Source organism: Chishuiella sp. (assembly GCF_032109125.1).
Taxonomy (GTDB): Bacteria; Bacteroidota; Bacteroidia; order Flavobacteriales; family Weeksellaceae; genus Empedobacter.
Genome location: NZ_DAMCLZ010000010.1, coordinates 1 through 16,387, shown reverse-complemented (window position 1 = coordinate 16,387; position 16,387 = coordinate 1). Strand labels below are relative to the sequence as shown.

The following is a 16,387-nucleotide window of genomic DNA, read 5'->3' as shown; positions in this document are numbered from 1 at the left end:
ATGGATCTTTTTTTTATACTAATTCGTAAAAATTTCTTTTACCAATTTTTACTTTTGTACTTTTGATTAAGTCGATAACACTTGTAGGATCAGTTATTTTTATTCCATTAATTTGAACTGCTCCACTTTCTATTAATCGACGTATAGCAGTTTTTGATACATCATTTTTTAATTGATGACATATTTCTAGAAGCGTTGATTCGTTTATTAATAAATCAGAAATTTTTATTGACTCAAATATCCTGTTTTCATTATTTCTTTTCTGAAATTGATTATTAAAATATTGTTCTGCTTCTTCTGCATCAATTATTGAATGATATTGAGAGATAATATTCTTAGCAATAATTTTTTTAATTAACATAGGATTTTCATATTCCAATCGTTGAATTAAGTTTTCTTTTTCTTCAATGCTAAAATCAGTTGCCAAATTGATGTATTCATTTAATAAATCATCAGGAATAGACATCGTTTTACCAAACATATCATTAGGCTCATCAGTCAAACCAATAATATTATTTAATGACTTACTCATTTTTTCTTTACCATCAATTCCTCTTAATAAAGGCATACAAATTACAATTTGAGGATTTTCGTTATAAATTTCTTGTAACTGTCTTCCCATCGTACAATTAAATAATTGATCAGTTCCTCCCATTTCTATATCAGCCTTTATATGAACCGAATCATAAGCTTGTAATATAGGGTAAACAAGTTCATGCATAGCAATTGGTGTATTTTCTGTAAAACGTTTATTAAAATCATTCCTATGCATTAATTGTGCTACAGTAACTTTAGATAATAACTGTAAAACATCAGAAAAGGGAAGTTGATTCAACCAATCTGAATTAAACATAATTTCAGCTTGTTCAACATCAATTATTTTTGAAAGTTGTTTGATGTATGTTTCAGCATTTTCTTGAACTTGATTTAGATTTAGAGGTTTTCTACTCTTATTTTTACCTGTAGGATCGCCTATTTGTGCTGTAAAACTACCGACTAAAATTACAATTTGATGTCCTAAATCTTGAAATTCTTTTAGTTTTTTTAGTACAACTGCATGCCCTAAATGTAAATCAGGTGCAGTAGGGTCAAAACCAAGTTTAATTCTAAGTTTTCTTTTTTCTTGTGTTGCTAATTCTAATTTTTGAATTAAGCCATTTTCAGGTAGAATAATAGATGTATTCTCTTTTAATAATTTTAAGTTTTTCATTATTTTTTAAATAAAAAAAGCCCGAGCATTTTGCTCGGGCTTGTAGATTATGATTAAATTTTTACGTACAATTTTAATACGAAGTATACACATAGTCTACCCGAGCAAAAATTGTATAATAATAAGTGCTAAAAAATGGTAAACGTAATATGTGTTGTAAAAACTTCATTAGTTTGACAAATTTATACCTTTTTTTTATTTTTAAAACAAAATGTATTCAAAAATTAGACAATCATATTTTTTTATTATGTTTATTTAATTTTATATACCAGTTTTATAATCAATGAATTTAGTTAATCAATAAGGTATATTTTTTTGCTTATTTTACCTTGTAACAAAGAGATTGTTTTTTTTGTTAAATAGTAAGAAAAATTGTATATTTAGTTCTAGTAATGAGGCTAGTTTTACTTGGCTCATTTTATTTTTTTACTATTACCATAAAACGAAGAAAATGAATACTCCTCACGTAATTACTGAAGAACAATTAGAAAGAGAAAACATCGAGATCGCTAGACGTTACAAGGAGATGTTAAAAAATACGTATGTCACATTATCAGATGATGATAAAAAATTAATCCGTAAAGCATTTGATTTAGCTGTTGAAGCCCATAAAGATCAAAGAAGAAAAACGGGAGAACCATATATTTATCATCCGATAGCTGTTGCTAAAATTGTTGCAGATGAAATTGGTCTAGGAGCTACTTCTATTGCATCAGCATTGATGCATGATGTTGTTGAAGATACTGATTACACGATAGAGGATTTAGAAAAACTTTTTGGACCTAAGATCGCTAAAATTATAGATGGATTAACAAAAATATCTGTATTGAATCGTCAAGATATTTCAATTCAATCCGAAAATTATAAAAAATTATTATTAACTCTTTCTGAGGATGTACGTGTTATTTTAATAAAAATTGCTGATCGACTTCATAATATGCGTACACTAGATAGTATGCGAGAAGATAAGCAATTAAAAATTGCTTCTGAAACAGTTTTTATATATGCTCCATTGGCTCATAGAATGGGATTATACAATATCAAATCTGAATTAGAAGATCTTAGTTTAAAATATACTAAACCAGATGCTTTTTTTAATATAGAACATAAATTAACAGAAACAAAAATAGAACGTGAAGCCTATATTAATAATTTTTGTGAAATAATTTCTGAAAAGTTAAAGGCTGAAGGATTAGAGTTTGAGATAAAAGGCCGTTCTAAATCAATTAATTCCATATATAAGAAAATAGTTAATCAAGGAATTCCTTTTGAAGAAGTTTTTGATTTATTTGCTATTAGAGTTATTTATCGTTCTGATAAAAAGAATGAAAAATTTTTAGCTTGGAAAATATATTCAATGATTACGGATTTATTTATACCAAATCCTAAACGTATGCGAGATTGGATTTCTCAACCTAAAACAACTGGTTATGAATCTTTACACGTTACTGTAATGGGACCACAAGCTCGCTGGGTAGAAGTACAAATACGTTCTGAAAGAATGGATGAGGTTGCTGAAATGGGAATAGCGGCTCATTATAAATACAAAGAAAATGTATCTGATGATGACACAAAAGTTGATGAATGGATTCATCAAGTGCGTGAGATGTTAGAACAAGAAGATACAAAGGATGCAATAGAATTTATGGATAATTTTAAATTTAATTTGTATTCTAAAGAAATTTATGTATTTACGCCTAAAGGAGATTTACATTCTTTACCAAAAGGAGCAAGTTCTCTTGATTTTGCTTACTCAATACATTCCAATGTAGGAGATCATTGTTTGGGGGCAAAAGTGAATGGAAAATTATTTCCCCTTTCTCATAAATTACAAAGTGGAGATCAAGTAGAAATTATAACATCAACACAGCAGAAACCAAAATTAGAATGGTTAGAATATGTTGTTACAAGTAAGGCTAGAAGTAAAATAAAAGCTTCTCTTAATTCTGATAAACGTAAAATTGCAGATGAAGGAAAAGAAATTATTTTAAGAAAATTAAGACATCTTAAAGTTGATTTTAATGAGAATACAGTCAACCAAATGCAACAATATTTTAAATTAAGTTCTAGTCAAGATATATTTTATAATGTTGCAATGGGAATCATTAACAACAATGATTTAAGAAAATTTGCTGAAAGAAACTCTGGATTTACAGGATTAATAAATCGTTTCAGAAAATCAACATTTTCAACAGCTAAAAAAGAAGAGGTTAATGTAGTAGATAAATCAAAATTAGATAGTTTAGTTTTTGGGAATGATGAAGAACGTTTAGATTATGAATTGGCAAGTTGTTGTAATCCAATTCCAGGAGATAAAGTTTTTGGTTTTATAACTGTATCCAAAGGGATTAAAGTGCATAAAGTTGATTGCCCAAATTCGGTTTCTTTACAAGCTAATTATGCCTATAGAATTATAAAAGCTAAATGGATTGATTCTTCACAAAGGGAATTTAAGGCTTTGATTGAGATGGAAGGATTAGACAGAGCTGGAATGGTAAGTGATATTACTTTGGTTATTTCTAAGAATAATTCTCTGAATATTCATAGTATAAATTTATCAGAAGATGCAGGTATTTTTGATGGAAAAATAACAGTTTCAGTAAAAAATAAATCTGAATTAGAGAAAGTAATGCTTGATTTGAAAAATATTGATGGAGTACAATCAGTCAAAAGAACTTATAAAAATTAAAAAAAATACGTGATGTAATTTGAATTAAAATTTTAGTTCGAATTGATAGTTTTTATTCATAAAATAAGAAAATATAAAGTAATAAGGTTGTTTTTAAAATTATTAAAATACCATTAATTTTAACAACCTTTAATTATTGAAATTATTATAAAGATTAAAGTAAACGAAAAAATTATATAGAAAATATAAGAATGAATGCAAAAGTGTGGAGTAAAACAATAGCAAGTATTTATTTTTCTAATATTTTCTTGATTTTTTTATCCTTAGCTCTTAATATAGAAACTGTAATAAAAATAGGTTTACCAATCAATTCTTTAGAATATTATTTATTTGTTACTTCTGCTACAGTGTTATTTTATTTATATGCTTACAGAGTTCCTAAAAAATTTAAATATTCTAGTAATATTAGAATTCAATTCTATATTGATAATAGAAAAAAAATAGATTTTTTTGCATGTTTTTTAATAATATGCTTTACATATTCTGGGATTAAACTTTTTAATAAAAGTATAGATCATGTAGATATAATGTCATGGAAGTGGATATTAGTCTTAATACTTACAGGTATTTTTGCTTTTGGATATTATGATTTTAATATAGGAATTTCTTTAAGGAAAACAATGTGGTTAAAACCATTTTTAATTGGTTGGACATGGGCAATTACAACTGTATTTTTACCTGTATTATTTTTAATGTTAGAAAATAATAGACATTATCCATTAGATGCAAAATTTTATTTTCTTTTTATACAGACTTTTATGTATTGTTTAGTTAATGCCATATTATTTGACTTAAAAGATTATGAAGATGATAGCAATAGAAATTTGAAAACATTTGTGGTGAAATATGGTTATCATTTTACATTAAATAAAATTATATTACCATTAATTTTTATTGGCTTTCTTAGTTTTTTATTATTTGGAATATTGTATAATTTATATTTACATAGAATATTATTTATGTTAATTCCAATCATAGGTTTAGCAATTTTTTCTTTTAAACTTAATAGACCAAAGCCAATTCTTTATTATTTAATTGCAATTGATGGAATGATTTTCCTAAAAGCTATCTGTGGTATACTAAGTGTTGTTTTATTTGAATAATGAATTATAATTTTATCGCACCATATTATCATTTTCTTAGCAGTTTGTTTTTTATGAACAGACAACATCTTGCTCATTTTACAATTTTAGACTTTATAAAAGAAAATGATAGAATACTTTGGATAGGAGGAGGAGCTGGTAAATTTATTCCTGAGATTGATAATTTGAATAAAAATATAATAATTGATTATATTGATTTTTCTCCTAAAATGATTGAACTAGCTAAAAAACAATCATGCTCAAATTTAAAAATAAATTATATCGTAGCAGATATTCTAGATTATCCATTAGTAGAAAAATATGATGTAATTATGACAACATTTTTATTTGATCATTTTTCTCAAAATATCGCAGAAAATTTGTTTTATAAAATTAATAATTCGCTTAAAAATAATGGAATTTGGTTTTATGTTGATTTTATACAAAATCAATCTAAATGGCAAAAAAATATTACCAAATTAATGATTTTATTTTTCAAATTAATAATAGGTTTAGATATATCTAATTTACCTAAAATGAATTCAATTTTTAATAAAAATTATGAAATTAAGACACGTAAATTATTTTTTAGAAAATATATAGAAAGTGTAGTTTATAGAAAAAAAACTAAATTATTCTTTAAATAAAAAAGATTCACTTCTAGAAGTGAATCTTTTTTATTTTACATATAGTCTGTGTCTAATTTACCTTTTTTGAACTGAATAATATTAAGTTTACTCATAGCCCAAATACAAGGATACATAGGATCAAATTCCCATTTTTTAACTGCAAAATTAGGTCTTCCACCAAATTTATGATGATTGTTATGTAAACATTCTCCCCACATTAACCAATCTATCGGCATTAAGTTAGTAGATGTATCACCAACATCAAAATTACGATATCCTAATTTATGAGAAAACCAATTTATAACAACACCATGAAGAGGACTCATTAAAACTTGTAATGGAATAAAAACAAAATATGTCCATAATGGAGCATCAACAGCCACATAGATTAAAATGTAAATTAATACCCATGCTAATCTTACAGCATTATTTCCAGCAAATTTATCCCAAGCTCTCCAAGAAGGAACACCTTTTTTAAATTTAGCGAGTACATTTACTTTATCTAAATCAATTTGATTATATACAATTCTTGTTCTCCACATCATAGAAAAGAAATTACTATCGAATTGAGGAGAATGAGGATCTTTCTCTGTGTCAGCGTACGCATGATGGTGTCTATGCATAACGCCATAAGTATATGGACTTAAGTAAGATGACCCTTGAAAAATCCAAGATAAAACATGAAATGTTTTTTCCCAAGCTCTAGACATTGTAAACATAGCATGAGATGCATATCTATGATGAAAAAAAGTTTGGAAAAATAAAGACGCATACCAATGTATGACGAAGATAATGATTACTGCTGTCATTACTAATAAAAAATTTTAGCAAATATAACGTTTAGATTTGTTATATTAGGTATTCAAAATCATAGAATCATTAATTATTTTTATTTATAATGAATAAAAAATTGTTTAAAAACATTCTTACTTCCCAAATACCAATAGCTTGGATAGCTGGAGTAAGATTAGAATCGTGGCAAGAAAATGAATTGTCAATTCGAGTAAAATTAGGTTTTCTTAACCAAAATCCATTTAAAAGTATGTTTTGGGCTGTACAAGGAATGGCTGCAGAATTTTCTTCTGGCTTGATGGCTCAAGATAAGATTACAAAATCAGGAAAAAATATTTCAATGCTTGTTTTAGGTATGCAATCCAAGTTTGTAAAAAAAGCTGTAGGCAAAATAGTTTTCACATGTACTGATGGATTAGCAATAGAAGATGCTATAACTAAAGCAATAGAAACGAATGAAGGAGTAACGTTAAATGTTACAAGTAGGGGTGTAGATGAAGCTGGAGATTTAGTTTCTGAATTTCAATTTATGTGGACATTTAAAGTAAGAAATTAAAAGTTTAAAAAATATCCATGAATTAGTTCATGGATATTTTTTAAACTTTATATCTATTTATTATTCTTCAGTATATCTTCAAAAAAGCTTTTAGAATCATCATCAAAAGTTGGTTTTTGTAAAAGTAATTGAGAAATTTTTACAATTTTATCAAAATCTTCTTGAGTAAAATATTCACCAAAATTATTACTACAAAAATCTCCGATATTTCCTAAAACTACATTAACTTCTTCTTGGTTTAATTCTCCTTTTTGTTTCCAACGTTGACGAAATAAACTTGCTGCTAAATAAGATGAAATGTCAATCAAATCGTTGATAGAGATATTATCTCCATCTTTTAGTTTAGACATAATTAATGTGTCCATATCACGAAAAATTACATCTCTTATTGTTAATTCTTTTTCTTCCATTTTAATTTTTCTGTCACAAAATTAGAGATTAAAATTAGCATCAACCTGAAATTTCATAATTTCTTTTGTTGTTGGATGCATTATTTCTAAATATTCAGCATGTAAATGTAATCGTTTATCTTTTGTTCCATATAAATCATCACCAATAATTGGTGTATTAAGCCCTAGTTGATGTGATGAATGCATACGTAGTTGATGCGTTCTACCTGTGATGGGATAAAAATAGATTAATGTTTTATTATTTTTTCTTTTAATTACTTCATAACGAGTTTTTGCCGCCTTCCCATATTCATAACAAACCATTTGTCTTGGTCTATCTTCTAAATCAACACGTAAAGGTAAATCTATAATTCCTTCATCATTAGTAACATTCCCATCTAATAGGGCAATATATCTTTTAGTTACTTTTCTTTTTATAAATTGTTGTTGTAGAAGTTTATGGCTTTCTTTATTTAATGCTAAAATTAAAATTCCTGAAGTAGACATATCTAATCGATGAATAATAATTGGTCCTGTCGCATTAGGATATTTATGTTTTATTCTTAAATAAACTGAATCTTTGATTTCAATCCCAGGAACAGATAAAAATTCTTCTGGTTTATTAATTACAACAATATCATTGTCTTCGTATAAAATTTCTAATTCTTTAATATTAGAATTTTGAGTCAAAAGTAAATTTTCATTCAATTCAAGTCCTTTCAACATATGTCCTAAAATAGGCTCACATTTTCCTGTACAAGCAGGATAAAAATGTTTATGTTTTCTTACTTCAGATTTTGGAGAATCTCCCCACCAAAATTCTGCCATACAAATAGGTTGTAAGTCATTAAGAAAAGCATATTGCAATAATTTTGGTGCTGCACATTCACCTGCAGCAGCTGGAGGTTTTTGAAAAGCTGTTTGTTCAAAAATAGTTCTTAATCCTTTTTTTTCTTTAAATTGATTAAGAAATTGATATTGATCAAATAGTTGATTTTGAAGAGCGTTTGATTTATTTTTTCGTTCTTCTTTTAGAGATTCAATTTCAATTTTATAATTGTTTATTTTTTCTAAAATTTCATTTCTAGTCGATTCAATTTCTTCATTTAATTTTCGAAACTCATATTTATCTCTTAAACTTTGTTTGATCAAATCTTCTTCAAATTCTTTGAAAGCATTTGTATCAGAGGATAAGCTAAAGGATTCTCTTTGTTTTTTTCGATCATTTTTGTTTGATTTCAAAAGTTGCTTTCCTACAGTAATTCTTTCTTTAGATTCAGATTCAAAATTTTCTAAATAATTCTTTAATTGAATGAATTCAGTATTATTTTCTAATTTCTCTAAAATAGCATTAATCTCATTTAAACGTTCCTCTTGTTCAAGAAAAAAACCTTGTGTATTTAACATATCAAATACAGGAGGAACAAATATTTTATGATGATTTGTGTTTGCTAATTTTCCAGAAACTGCAGCAATATATCCAATTTCATTGAATTTATTTTTTACAACTAAAACACCAAACATTTTACCAATTGGAATAGAATTTTCTATAGTTGATAAACCAAAATTATGATCAAAATCGACTTGGTTTTCTAAATAATTTTGTAATTCTTCAGCTGCTAATTTTGCTAAATTAGTCGGCTCATAATAAAATGGATAATCAAATTTTTTAGGGATTTCTATCTCAGAAATTGATTGTTTGAAGTATTGAAAATAATCAGACATTGTATTGCTTAAAATCTTTACAAAGTTATGATATAAAAAGAAAAAACAAATACTATATATTTTTATTTCATCTATTTTAGATAGCACTTACAGTGAAAACAATTCGACTTTGATAAGTATCAGCTGGTAATGTAACAGAAACTCCACTTAATTGTAGTTGAATGTTAATATTTGAATATGATGCAAGAGCTAGCACAGCTCTAATTCTATAAAGTTCAATATCTGTTAATGCAATTGGTTGATAGCTTGTACCACCTGTAATTGTACATAAAACACATAAAGTTGTACCGTTACTTGTTCGTCTTGCGGATAGAATTAATGAATTATCCCATTTAGGGTTGGCTTCATATCGAACAGAGACTTTTGCGTTCCCTAATAATAAAGGAACACTTGTAGATAGTATTATTTGATTTGTAGCACTTTCATAGGTTCCTGAATAGTTGCTTCCCGCTTCTGTAATAGTTGGTAAAGTTCCTGTCCAGCTTCCTGTAGCTGTTAAAGATTGAGCATAACAATAAAAATTAGATATTAATAGAATTATTATTAAAAATATCTTTTTTTGATATAATAAATATATTGTTTTCATTTGTTATTCTGTAATTGTATAGGTTAAAATAATAGGTGTATTAGTAATCTTAGTAAGACTAGAATAATTATTGACAGTAAGACTAAGTATTAGTTGATGGCCATTATTTACTCCATTTCCAGTAAATGCTCCACCAATTCCAGTTATAATGTTAGTAGCAACTGTATTAAGTGTAATCTGAGATGTCGGATTTCCTAATACACCTCCTCCTAAGCCAATCGCAGAATTAACTTTTAATTTAATATCTATTCCAGGAATTGTATGATTAATAGATGCTGTAATTCTTCTTGTAAGCCCACCAGATTTAATAGCTGAAGTATAATTAATCCATTTTGTTGTATTACTAGGAGGAATTATTAAAGGAGAACCAGCTTCAGATGGAGCAGAAAAATTCATTGTTATAGCTCCACTTGGTTCTATATCTAATAAACTTACGACAGGTAAAGTTACAGAAGCAGTTAGATTTGTTGTTGTTTGAGAAAAAATAGGACATGAATACAAACAAATTATATGTATGAAATGGCTTAATATTTTCATTATCTATTTCTTATGAGTATTATAATTTATTTTAATAGTTTCTTGTTGATACTTTATTTCATTTTGTTGTTTTGATATTTTAATTTTAATTTCTTTTTCTTCGGAAGCTTTCAGGTTGAATTGAAATGTATCAACTGCTATTTTATATCGTTTATCTAAACCATTTCTATATATTGTAACTTTCCAATCTCCAGGACGTAAATAAGTAAAATTAAATTTTTCTCCAAGTACTACTATTTTTCTAAAAATTTCTTCGTTATGAGATGCTTCAACGATAACACTTTCTTTTTTATCGCTACTATTATTTTTTTTGTCAAAAAATTCTAAATCTCCATAAATAGTTGCAGCTGTTGTAAGTCCGAAATTAAAAATATTATCTCTACTATTTAGTGATAATAATATTGGTAATGGAATAGTTGTAATATCATTAATATTTAATGTAGATCGATCTATTTCCAAAAAATAATCACCAGGAATAATATTTTTAAATGTATAATTTCCATTCTTATCAGTGATTGAAATATAATTACCAAGAGTAAGTTTTATTCCATCAATTTTTTGAATATTTTGTCTATTAATATTACCTGATAATGTAACATATTCTGCTATTTTTTTAATAGGAATATTTATACGCATTGTATATTTTAAAGAGAAAATATAATCTTTATTTCCTAATTGACCTCGATGTAGTGCATATCTTCCAGAAAGATCAACTTCATGCCCCGGAAATAATTGTTGATGAAATATAATTTCAAAAAGATTTCTTGATTGGTAGTATTCTTCTGGTAAATAATTATTTTGATAAAATAAACTAAAATTAGTTTTATCAGATAAATGACTTATAACTCTTGCTCCATAAAAAAATTGTTTTTGACTTTCTAGTAAATATCTAGATGTATTTGCATAACTAGCAAATAAATTAAATGAAGTTCTAAATTTATCAAATGTAATAGTGCTAGTGTAAAAGCTTGATTTTCCCTTAAAACCAGTTAAATAATTATCAGTTTGACCAATTTGAGCATCAATATTTATTTTAAAAATCCCCAATTGTTGATTAATACTTACTTTAAAATATTTTTCATTATAATCAAATTGCTTTGGTTCTAAACGATCTTGATATTTCTGAAAACCATTATAAAATAAAATTGAACCACTTGAATGATAATTATATTGTATACCATATTGAAAAAAATCTCTGTATGGCGCTGCTAAAAGCAAAGTATCTCTTTCAAAGTTTTTTGCATCTTTTATATAATTAGCGAAAAAATTTATTTTTTCAGCTATTTTATAATTTAAATTACCATTTACAGAATTTGTATTTGTAAAATAACCAGCAAATTTTGGGTTAGATCTCATATATATAATTGATCCATCAATTTTTTTGAATCTTGCTTGTCCTTGAAGCATATAAGCATTACCTACTAGTTCTTTTGTTTTACTATAAGCAATTTCTCCAAGTAAAGTTATATTCTCTGAAGCTTTTAGTTTTCCTGTTATGTATGGAATGTTTGCATCTGAGTTTAAAGGAATGTTACTAAAGTTATCATCTTCTATTTTTGGTGTTTTATAAAGATATCCAATTTTTATTTCAGAATTTTTACGAATTTTGAAAGAAGAATATATATTAAATTCGTCTTTTATATCACGAAAGAATCTTGGACGATTGTAAAATCCTCCGATTTCAAATTTTTTGAAATTATATTGTATCTCTATACCACGACCATATCTTGCATATTCTGTTAGGTAGGAAGCTGAGTAAGTTTTATCTCCTATATGGGCAAAAAAATGATCATTTTTATAATTTAAAAAATATTCTTCATATTGAACAAAAGAGTTAAATTCAACAGGATTAGCAGTTAAAGCACGAAATTCAATTCGATTTTTATTTTTTTCATCCAGAGAACCCCTTCCGTATATTTCTCCTTGAAAACCATCACTATATCTATTCATATTTTCCATAGTTATTTGTGATATTGATGCTGATATTGGCAATCTATGATATATATCTTTTTGTTCAGGTTTAGTAGAAATAATTTTTACACTTGAATAAACTGTAGTATTTTTATTAGGATTATCTTTTGATAAAACTGATAAATTAATATTTTGTATTTCATTTTGTTTTAATTCAGAATCAGTTGTTTTGTAAATTGTAATGACTCTAGATTCTTTGGGTTTTAAAACAATAGAAGTATCTTTATCAATAATAGCATTTTTACTTTCTAAAGAAAGATGTTCATCTATGTTACCTAAATTTTTAACCAAAAAATTAATACTAATTTTTTCTCCAGCCTTTACATAATCAGGCGATTCTACTACTAATAAAGAAATATCTCTTTTCTCTGAAATATATATATCAGTTTCTTTTATAATTTTAGATTGATCTAATTGACTAATAGCTTCTAGTTTTATTTTATATTTTCCTTCAGTAGTTTCAGTTGAAATTTTTAATGGAACAACATAAACTTTTTTTTCTTTTGATACAATTCTCAGTTTATCACTTTTTAAAATAGGAGAAATATTTTGAGTAGATGAACTAATTTTGATATCGTAAAAATTATCTTCAGTGGTTATATTTTCTAATATAAGTGAAATAGATGTAGATGTTCCAGGTAATAATACATTATCTTTTTGGTTAGAATTATCAATTAATTCTTGAGAAAATATTATTACCGGAAATAGAATATTAATTATAAAAATTATCCACTTTTTAATCATTTTTTATTTCTAATTCTACATTTATAGCAAAAGAATTTTCTTCTTCATCAGTTGCTATAATTACAGCATTATATTTTTCAGGTAAAACTTTATCTATATCTATGTAAAAGGATTTTGAATTATTAGGCAATAATCCCATTGCTAAGCTAGAATAAGTACCAACTTTTTCTCCTTTATTATTATATAGTTCAATGGACGCAATTGGTTTGCAGTATAGGTCTCCATTATTGATCACTCCAATTTTTAATATTTTTCTACCTTCTTCTTTTTCTACCTTTATGTTTTCAAATTTAAGATCAGTATTAGCATTATCTGTTTTATAATCTGTTATAATTTGTATTGCATATCTTACGATAGAAGTAATGTTTACGCCAAACTTATCATTATTAGGTTTGATATCTTCTACAGGCTCTACAATAATTACACTCCAATAACTACCTACATTTATTAATTTATCCGAGATATTAATTTCATATAAAATTTCTGTTTTTTCTTTACCTTTTAATGTAAGGAGATTGGTATTTAATTTGATCCATTCTGCATTGGATCTTTTATTTGTATGTAGATTAGTATATGTTATAGATCCGTCTGATTTATAAGAAAAATCTTGTAAAAATAGTTTTACATTTTGTGTGTTATTACTTGTATTTTCTATTTCTATTTTTCCTTTATAGACCTTACCGTTTTCTACCTTATAAGTATGTGTAAGTCCGTTTAATACAACGATTCCTGCATTTAAAGATGTAAACGTGAAAAATAATACTATAAAAAAGTATAAATATTTTTTCATAATTACTTTTAGATAAAAATTATATAATAAAAAGAGAAGATTATTTTAAATAAAATCTTCTCTTAATTGTGTTTAAAATATTATTTTTTAATTGTCAGATATAGTATAAGTTACCATTGCTACTGTAGAAGCAGAAGCTTCAATATCTTCATAATTTGAAGCACTTCCACCAGCAACTAATGCATAAGTTAGGTTGTGACCATTTGTAGCTCCATCTCCAGTATATGCACTTCCTATCCCTGAAATAATAGTTTGATCTGCGGCACTTAACGTTAGTAGAGCAGAAGGGGTTCCTAATGTTCCACCGCCTAATCCTGTTGCAGCTCCAGCAGTTACATTAATATCTATTCCAGGTATAACAGATCCTAATTTCACAGAAACATTTCTTGTAGGATTATCTGTTGATTTTATAGAAGAATAATTTAGCCACAATGAATTATTTGGTGAACTAGGAACAATAGGATTTCCAGCTTCTGTTGGAGCTATAAAACCTAAAGTAATATTTTTTGTAGCGGCTGGTTCGATATCTAATATAGCAACTTCAGGGATTGAAATTGTTATAGTATGATTATCTGTATTCGTGTCTTGTGCATTTAAATTTGTAGAAATTGATAATGCAATGATAAACATTGTAAGTGGTAATGTAAATTTTGTCATAATGATTAAGTGTTAAAATGCTATAATGCAAATTAGTAAAAAAAATAATATAAAAAATAAAAATATTTTATTTTAATGTTAAATTGTTTGATTTGAATTTCAGATGTTTATATTTGTTTTTACTTTTACTTAAACCAAGTATTGAAGAAACATTATATATGATTATCAAATATTTTTTATCATTATTTTTTCTATTTTTTTTAGCTAATTATGAAATTAAAGCTCAATATTTCAATGATTTTTATATTAAACAACAATTAGGTTTTTATGAAGAGAAAGATTCTAAAGCTTATAATGCTTTGGAAGTTTTAAGAAAATTTATTTTGGAAAAAGATAAGTCAGCATTTGTAAAGAATTCAAGTAATGATTATTTCGAAAAATTTATAAGTATAGTATTTAATCCTTATTTGTCTCAAAATTTTTATAGTTATATACCTACTACATATTATATAAAGAATAATGTAATTGTATTTGAAATGGATGTAATTGAATCTGTTGAAATCAATAATAAAATTATAAATATCGTTTATGTAAACACTTATATTCCAGTAGATTTTAAAAATAATTTAATTTTATTGGATGAACAAAATATAGATTTACTTCCAAATATCAATAAAAGAAATTATGAAGGTATTAGTATAATTAGTAACCATATTCTCAGTAATAATAAAGGTGAAATTTTAGAAATAAAAAAATATATTCGTCAAAAATCTAAAGCTTTATCAATATCTAATAAAACTTTGAAAAATGGTAATCTAACAATTTTAGCATCTAGCAATTTAAATGATGGATACTTTTATTATGGTATAAATAAGTATATAAATTATGTTAATAATTATTCTAATAATAAAATTTTTGCAGGAAACCATTCATTATTTTATAAACATGAAATTATTCACTATTTACTAAATTTTAAGACCAAAGATAAAATTAATCCAATAATTGATGAAGGACTTGCGACTTGGCTAGGTGGTTCTACGAAATATTCTTACAATCAGTTTTTAAAGAAATCACTTGAAGGAAAATCAAATTCTGAAATAGATATAATAATAGATAATTTTCTTTCGGATGACAATAGTGAAAATAATAATAAGTATGAATATTTTATTAGAGCTTTATTTGTAAATGCTGTATTTAAGTCTGAGAAAATACTTGATCAAACTATTTTGAATAAATTGATTAGTGAAAAAATGTATGTTCTTTCAGTTAATGAGATTATAGAAGAATTAAATTTAGACAAAAATGAATTAAGGACATTTATAAAAACTAAAATAAATAACTTAAATAATTAATATAAAAACATTTATAACCATTCATCATTACTTTTAATATCTTCTAATTCATAATAAATAAATTACATGAATTTGAAAACTTTCTAACGGTCGATTGTATGCTTTTAGAAGTCTTTAAAAAGATTCGTTTATCTAGAAGTAAAATCTGTAAAAGTCTATTATGTTACACAAAAAAAGGTTTTTTTACTTCTCAAAATTTTCACTTTTATAGTTATAAATTACACAATGTTTGTTTTATAAATCGATTTTTTAAAGTTTTGATTTATCTTTTGGATTCATTTATAATATTCATTATTCACAAGATTTTACAGCTTGGTGATAAAGGATATTTTTATCAGTTATGTGATCAATTTATGACTAGAAGAAATTATGATAAAACTTTTGAATGTTTTTAAAACTAGAATTTTAGCTAAAAAAAAATAACATTAATAATTCTTAAACTTATTAATAAACTTCTTTTAATAGGAAACATAAATAAACGAAATATTAACCTCATTAAATAATGCAATATACGTTAAATTATAAATTCTATTTATAAATAAATAAACAAAAGCTATTTAGTTCTGTATTAAACGAACTATAATAAGTTACATTTGTGTAAAATGAGGATTAATGGTATAATGAAGACGAAAAATCATGAAAATAATGCAGATCTTTTTTGTTGCTATAGTGCGTTTTTGGAGCAAACTTATAAACTTCCACCATTGGCAGCAAAATTACAAGCTTACATGGTTTTAG

Annotated in this window: 14 protein-coding genes; 5 read left to right on the top strand and 9 right to left on the bottom strand. The window is 25.5% G+C overall.

Features of this window, described 5'->3' with window-relative positions:
- Positions 1–13: 13 nt before the first annotated feature.
- Positions 14–1,210, bottom strand: coding sequence for a tyrosine--tRNA ligase (tyrS, locus tag RT575_RS10870; protein WP_313580804.1), 1,197 nt, complete (start codon positions 1,208–1,210; stop codon positions 14–16).
- A 451-nt stretch (positions 1,211–1,661) separates the two neighbouring features.
- On the opposite strand from tyrS, the gene RT575_RS10865 reads away from it, so the two are divergent.
- The 3 genes from RT575_RS10865 to RT575_RS10855 all read left to right on the top strand — a co-directional run bounded on the left by RT575_RS10865 (position 1,662) and on the right by RT575_RS10855 (position 5,628).
- Complete coding sequence (locus RT575_RS10865) at positions 1,662–3,899, top strand: RelA/SpoT family protein (RefSeq protein WP_313386683.1); 2,238 nt, start codon at positions 1,662–1,664, stop codon at positions 3,897–3,899.
- Positions 3,900–4,090: 191 nt separating this feature from the next.
- Complete coding sequence (locus RT575_RS10860) at positions 4,091–5,002, top strand: hypothetical protein (protein WP_313580802.1); 912 nt, start codon at positions 4,091–4,093, stop codon at positions 5,000–5,002.
- A 53-nt stretch (positions 5,003–5,055) separates the two neighbouring features.
- Positions 5,056–5,628, top strand: coding sequence for a class I SAM-dependent methyltransferase (locus tag RT575_RS10855; RefSeq protein WP_313580801.1), 573 nt, complete (start codon positions 5,056–5,058; stop codon positions 5,626–5,628).
- A gap of 35 nt (positions 5,629–5,663) precedes the next feature.
- On the opposite strand, the gene RT575_RS10850 is transcribed toward RT575_RS10855, so the two are convergent.
- The gene (locus RT575_RS10850) at positions 5,664–6,419 is read right to left on the bottom strand and encodes an acyl-CoA desaturase (protein WP_313386714.1); all 756 of its coding nucleotides are present in this window, start codon (positions 6,417–6,419) and stop codon (positions 5,664–5,666) included.
- A gap of 89 nt (positions 6,420–6,508) precedes the next feature.
- Between RT575_RS10850 and RT575_RS10845 the strand changes: the two genes are divergently transcribed.
- The gene (locus RT575_RS10845; RefSeq protein WP_313580799.1) at positions 6,509–6,958 is read left to right on the top strand and encodes a DUF4442 domain-containing protein; all 450 of its coding nucleotides are present in this window, start codon (positions 6,509–6,511) and stop codon (positions 6,956–6,958) included.
- A 53-nt stretch (positions 6,959–7,011) separates the two neighbouring features.
- On the opposite strand, the gene RT575_RS10840 is transcribed toward RT575_RS10845, so the two are convergent.
- From RT575_RS10840 to RT575_RS10810, 7 genes are all read right to left on the bottom strand, one after another.
- The gene (locus RT575_RS10840; RefSeq protein ID WP_313580797.1) at positions 7,012–7,368 is read right to left on the bottom strand and encodes a hypothetical protein; all 357 of its coding nucleotides are present in this window, start codon (positions 7,366–7,368) and stop codon (positions 7,012–7,014) included.
- Between the two features lie 21 nt (positions 7,369–7,389).
- Positions 7,390–9,072 carry a pseudouridine synthase gene (locus RT575_RS10835; RefSeq protein WP_313580795.1) on the bottom strand — a complete coding sequence of 561 codons (1,683 nt, stop codon included), beginning with the start codon at positions 9,070–9,072 and terminating at the stop codon, positions 7,390–7,392.
- Between the two features lie 76 nt (positions 9,073–9,148).
- Positions 9,149–9,658: a hypothetical protein gene (locus tag RT575_RS10830; protein ID WP_313386718.1), complete on the bottom strand. Its 510-nt coding sequence runs from the start codon at positions 9,656–9,658 to the stop codon at positions 9,149–9,151.
- Between the two features lie 3 nt (positions 9,659–9,661).
- Positions 9,662–10,195, bottom strand: coding sequence for a hypothetical protein (locus RT575_RS10825; RefSeq protein ID WP_313386719.1), 534 nt, complete (start codon positions 10,193–10,195; stop codon positions 9,662–9,664).
- A 3-nt stretch (positions 10,196–10,198) separates the two neighbouring features.
- A complete protein-coding gene (locus RT575_RS10820; protein ID WP_313580793.1) occupies positions 10,199–12,910 on the bottom strand; it encodes a hypothetical protein in 2,712 nt (903 codons plus the stop codon).
- Complete coding sequence (locus RT575_RS10815) at positions 12,903–13,700, bottom strand: hypothetical protein (RefSeq protein WP_313580791.1); 798 nt, start codon at positions 13,698–13,700, stop codon at positions 12,903–12,905. Before RT575_RS10815 ends, RT575_RS10820 begins: the two co-directional genes overlap by 8 nt.
- An 87-nt stretch (positions 13,701–13,787) precedes the next feature.
- Positions 13,788–14,357, bottom strand: a complete 570-nt coding sequence (locus RT575_RS10810; protein WP_313386722.1) for a hypothetical protein — start codon at positions 14,355–14,357, stop codon at positions 13,788–13,790.
- 158 nt (positions 14,358–14,515) lie between these two features.
- Here RT575_RS10810 and RT575_RS10805 point away from each other — a divergent pair, with 158 nt between their 5' ends.
- Complete coding sequence (locus RT575_RS10805) at positions 14,516–15,649, top strand: hypothetical protein (protein ID WP_313580789.1); 1,134 nt, start codon at positions 14,516–14,518, stop codon at positions 15,647–15,649.
- Positions 15,650–16,387 lie beyond the last annotated feature (738 nt).

Bases quoted from the DNA above. Each gene is read 5' to 3' on its own strand.
- RT575_RS10850 (WP_313386714.1), bottom strand. From the start codon at position 6,419: ATGACAGCAGTAATCATTATCTTCGTCATACATTGGTATGCGTCTTTA.
- RT575_RS10815 (WP_313580791.1), bottom strand. From the start codon at position 13,700: ATGAAAAAATATTTATACTTTTTTATAGTATTATTTTTCACGTTTACA.
- RT575_RS10805 (WP_313580789.1), top strand. From the start codon at position 14,516: ATGATTATCAAATATTTTTTATCATTATTTTTTCTATTTTTTTTAGCT.
- RT575_RS10835 (WP_313580795.1), bottom strand. From the start codon at position 9,072: ATGTCTGATTATTTTCAATACTTCAAACAATCAATTTCTGAGATAGAA.
- RT575_RS10820 (WP_313580793.1), bottom strand. From the start codon at position 12,910: ATGATTAAAAAGTGGATAATTTTTATAATTAATATTCTATTTCCGGTA.
- RT575_RS10810 (WP_313386722.1), bottom strand. From the start codon at position 14,357: ATGACAAAATTTACATTACCACTTACAATGTTTATCATTGCATTATCA.
- tyrS (WP_313580804.1), bottom strand. From the start codon at position 1,210: ATGAAAAACTTAAAATTATTAAAAGAGAATACATCTATTATTCTACCT.
- RT575_RS10865 (WP_313386683.1), top strand. From the start codon at position 1,662: ATGAATACTCCTCACGTAATTACTGAAGAACAATTAGAAAGAGAAAAC.
- RT575_RS10855 (WP_313580801.1), top strand. From the start codon at position 5,056: ATGAACAGACAACATCTTGCTCATTTTACAATTTTAGACTTTATAAAA.
- RT575_RS10860 (WP_313580802.1), top strand. From the start codon at position 4,091: ATGAATGCAAAAGTGTGGAGTAAAACAATAGCAAGTATTTATTTTTCT.
- RT575_RS10840 (WP_313580797.1), bottom strand. From the start codon at position 7,368: ATGGAAGAAAAAGAATTAACAATAAGAGATGTAATTTTTCGTGATATG.
- RT575_RS10825 (WP_313386719.1), bottom strand. From the start codon at position 10,195: ATGAAAATATTAAGCCATTTCATACATATAATTTGTTTGTATTCATGT.
- RT575_RS10845 (WP_313580799.1), top strand. From the start codon at position 6,509: ATGAATAAAAAATTGTTTAAAAACATTCTTACTTCCCAAATACCAATA.
- RT575_RS10830 (WP_313386718.1), bottom strand. From the start codon at position 9,658: ATGAAAACAATATATTTATTATATCAAAAAAAGATATTTTTAATAATA.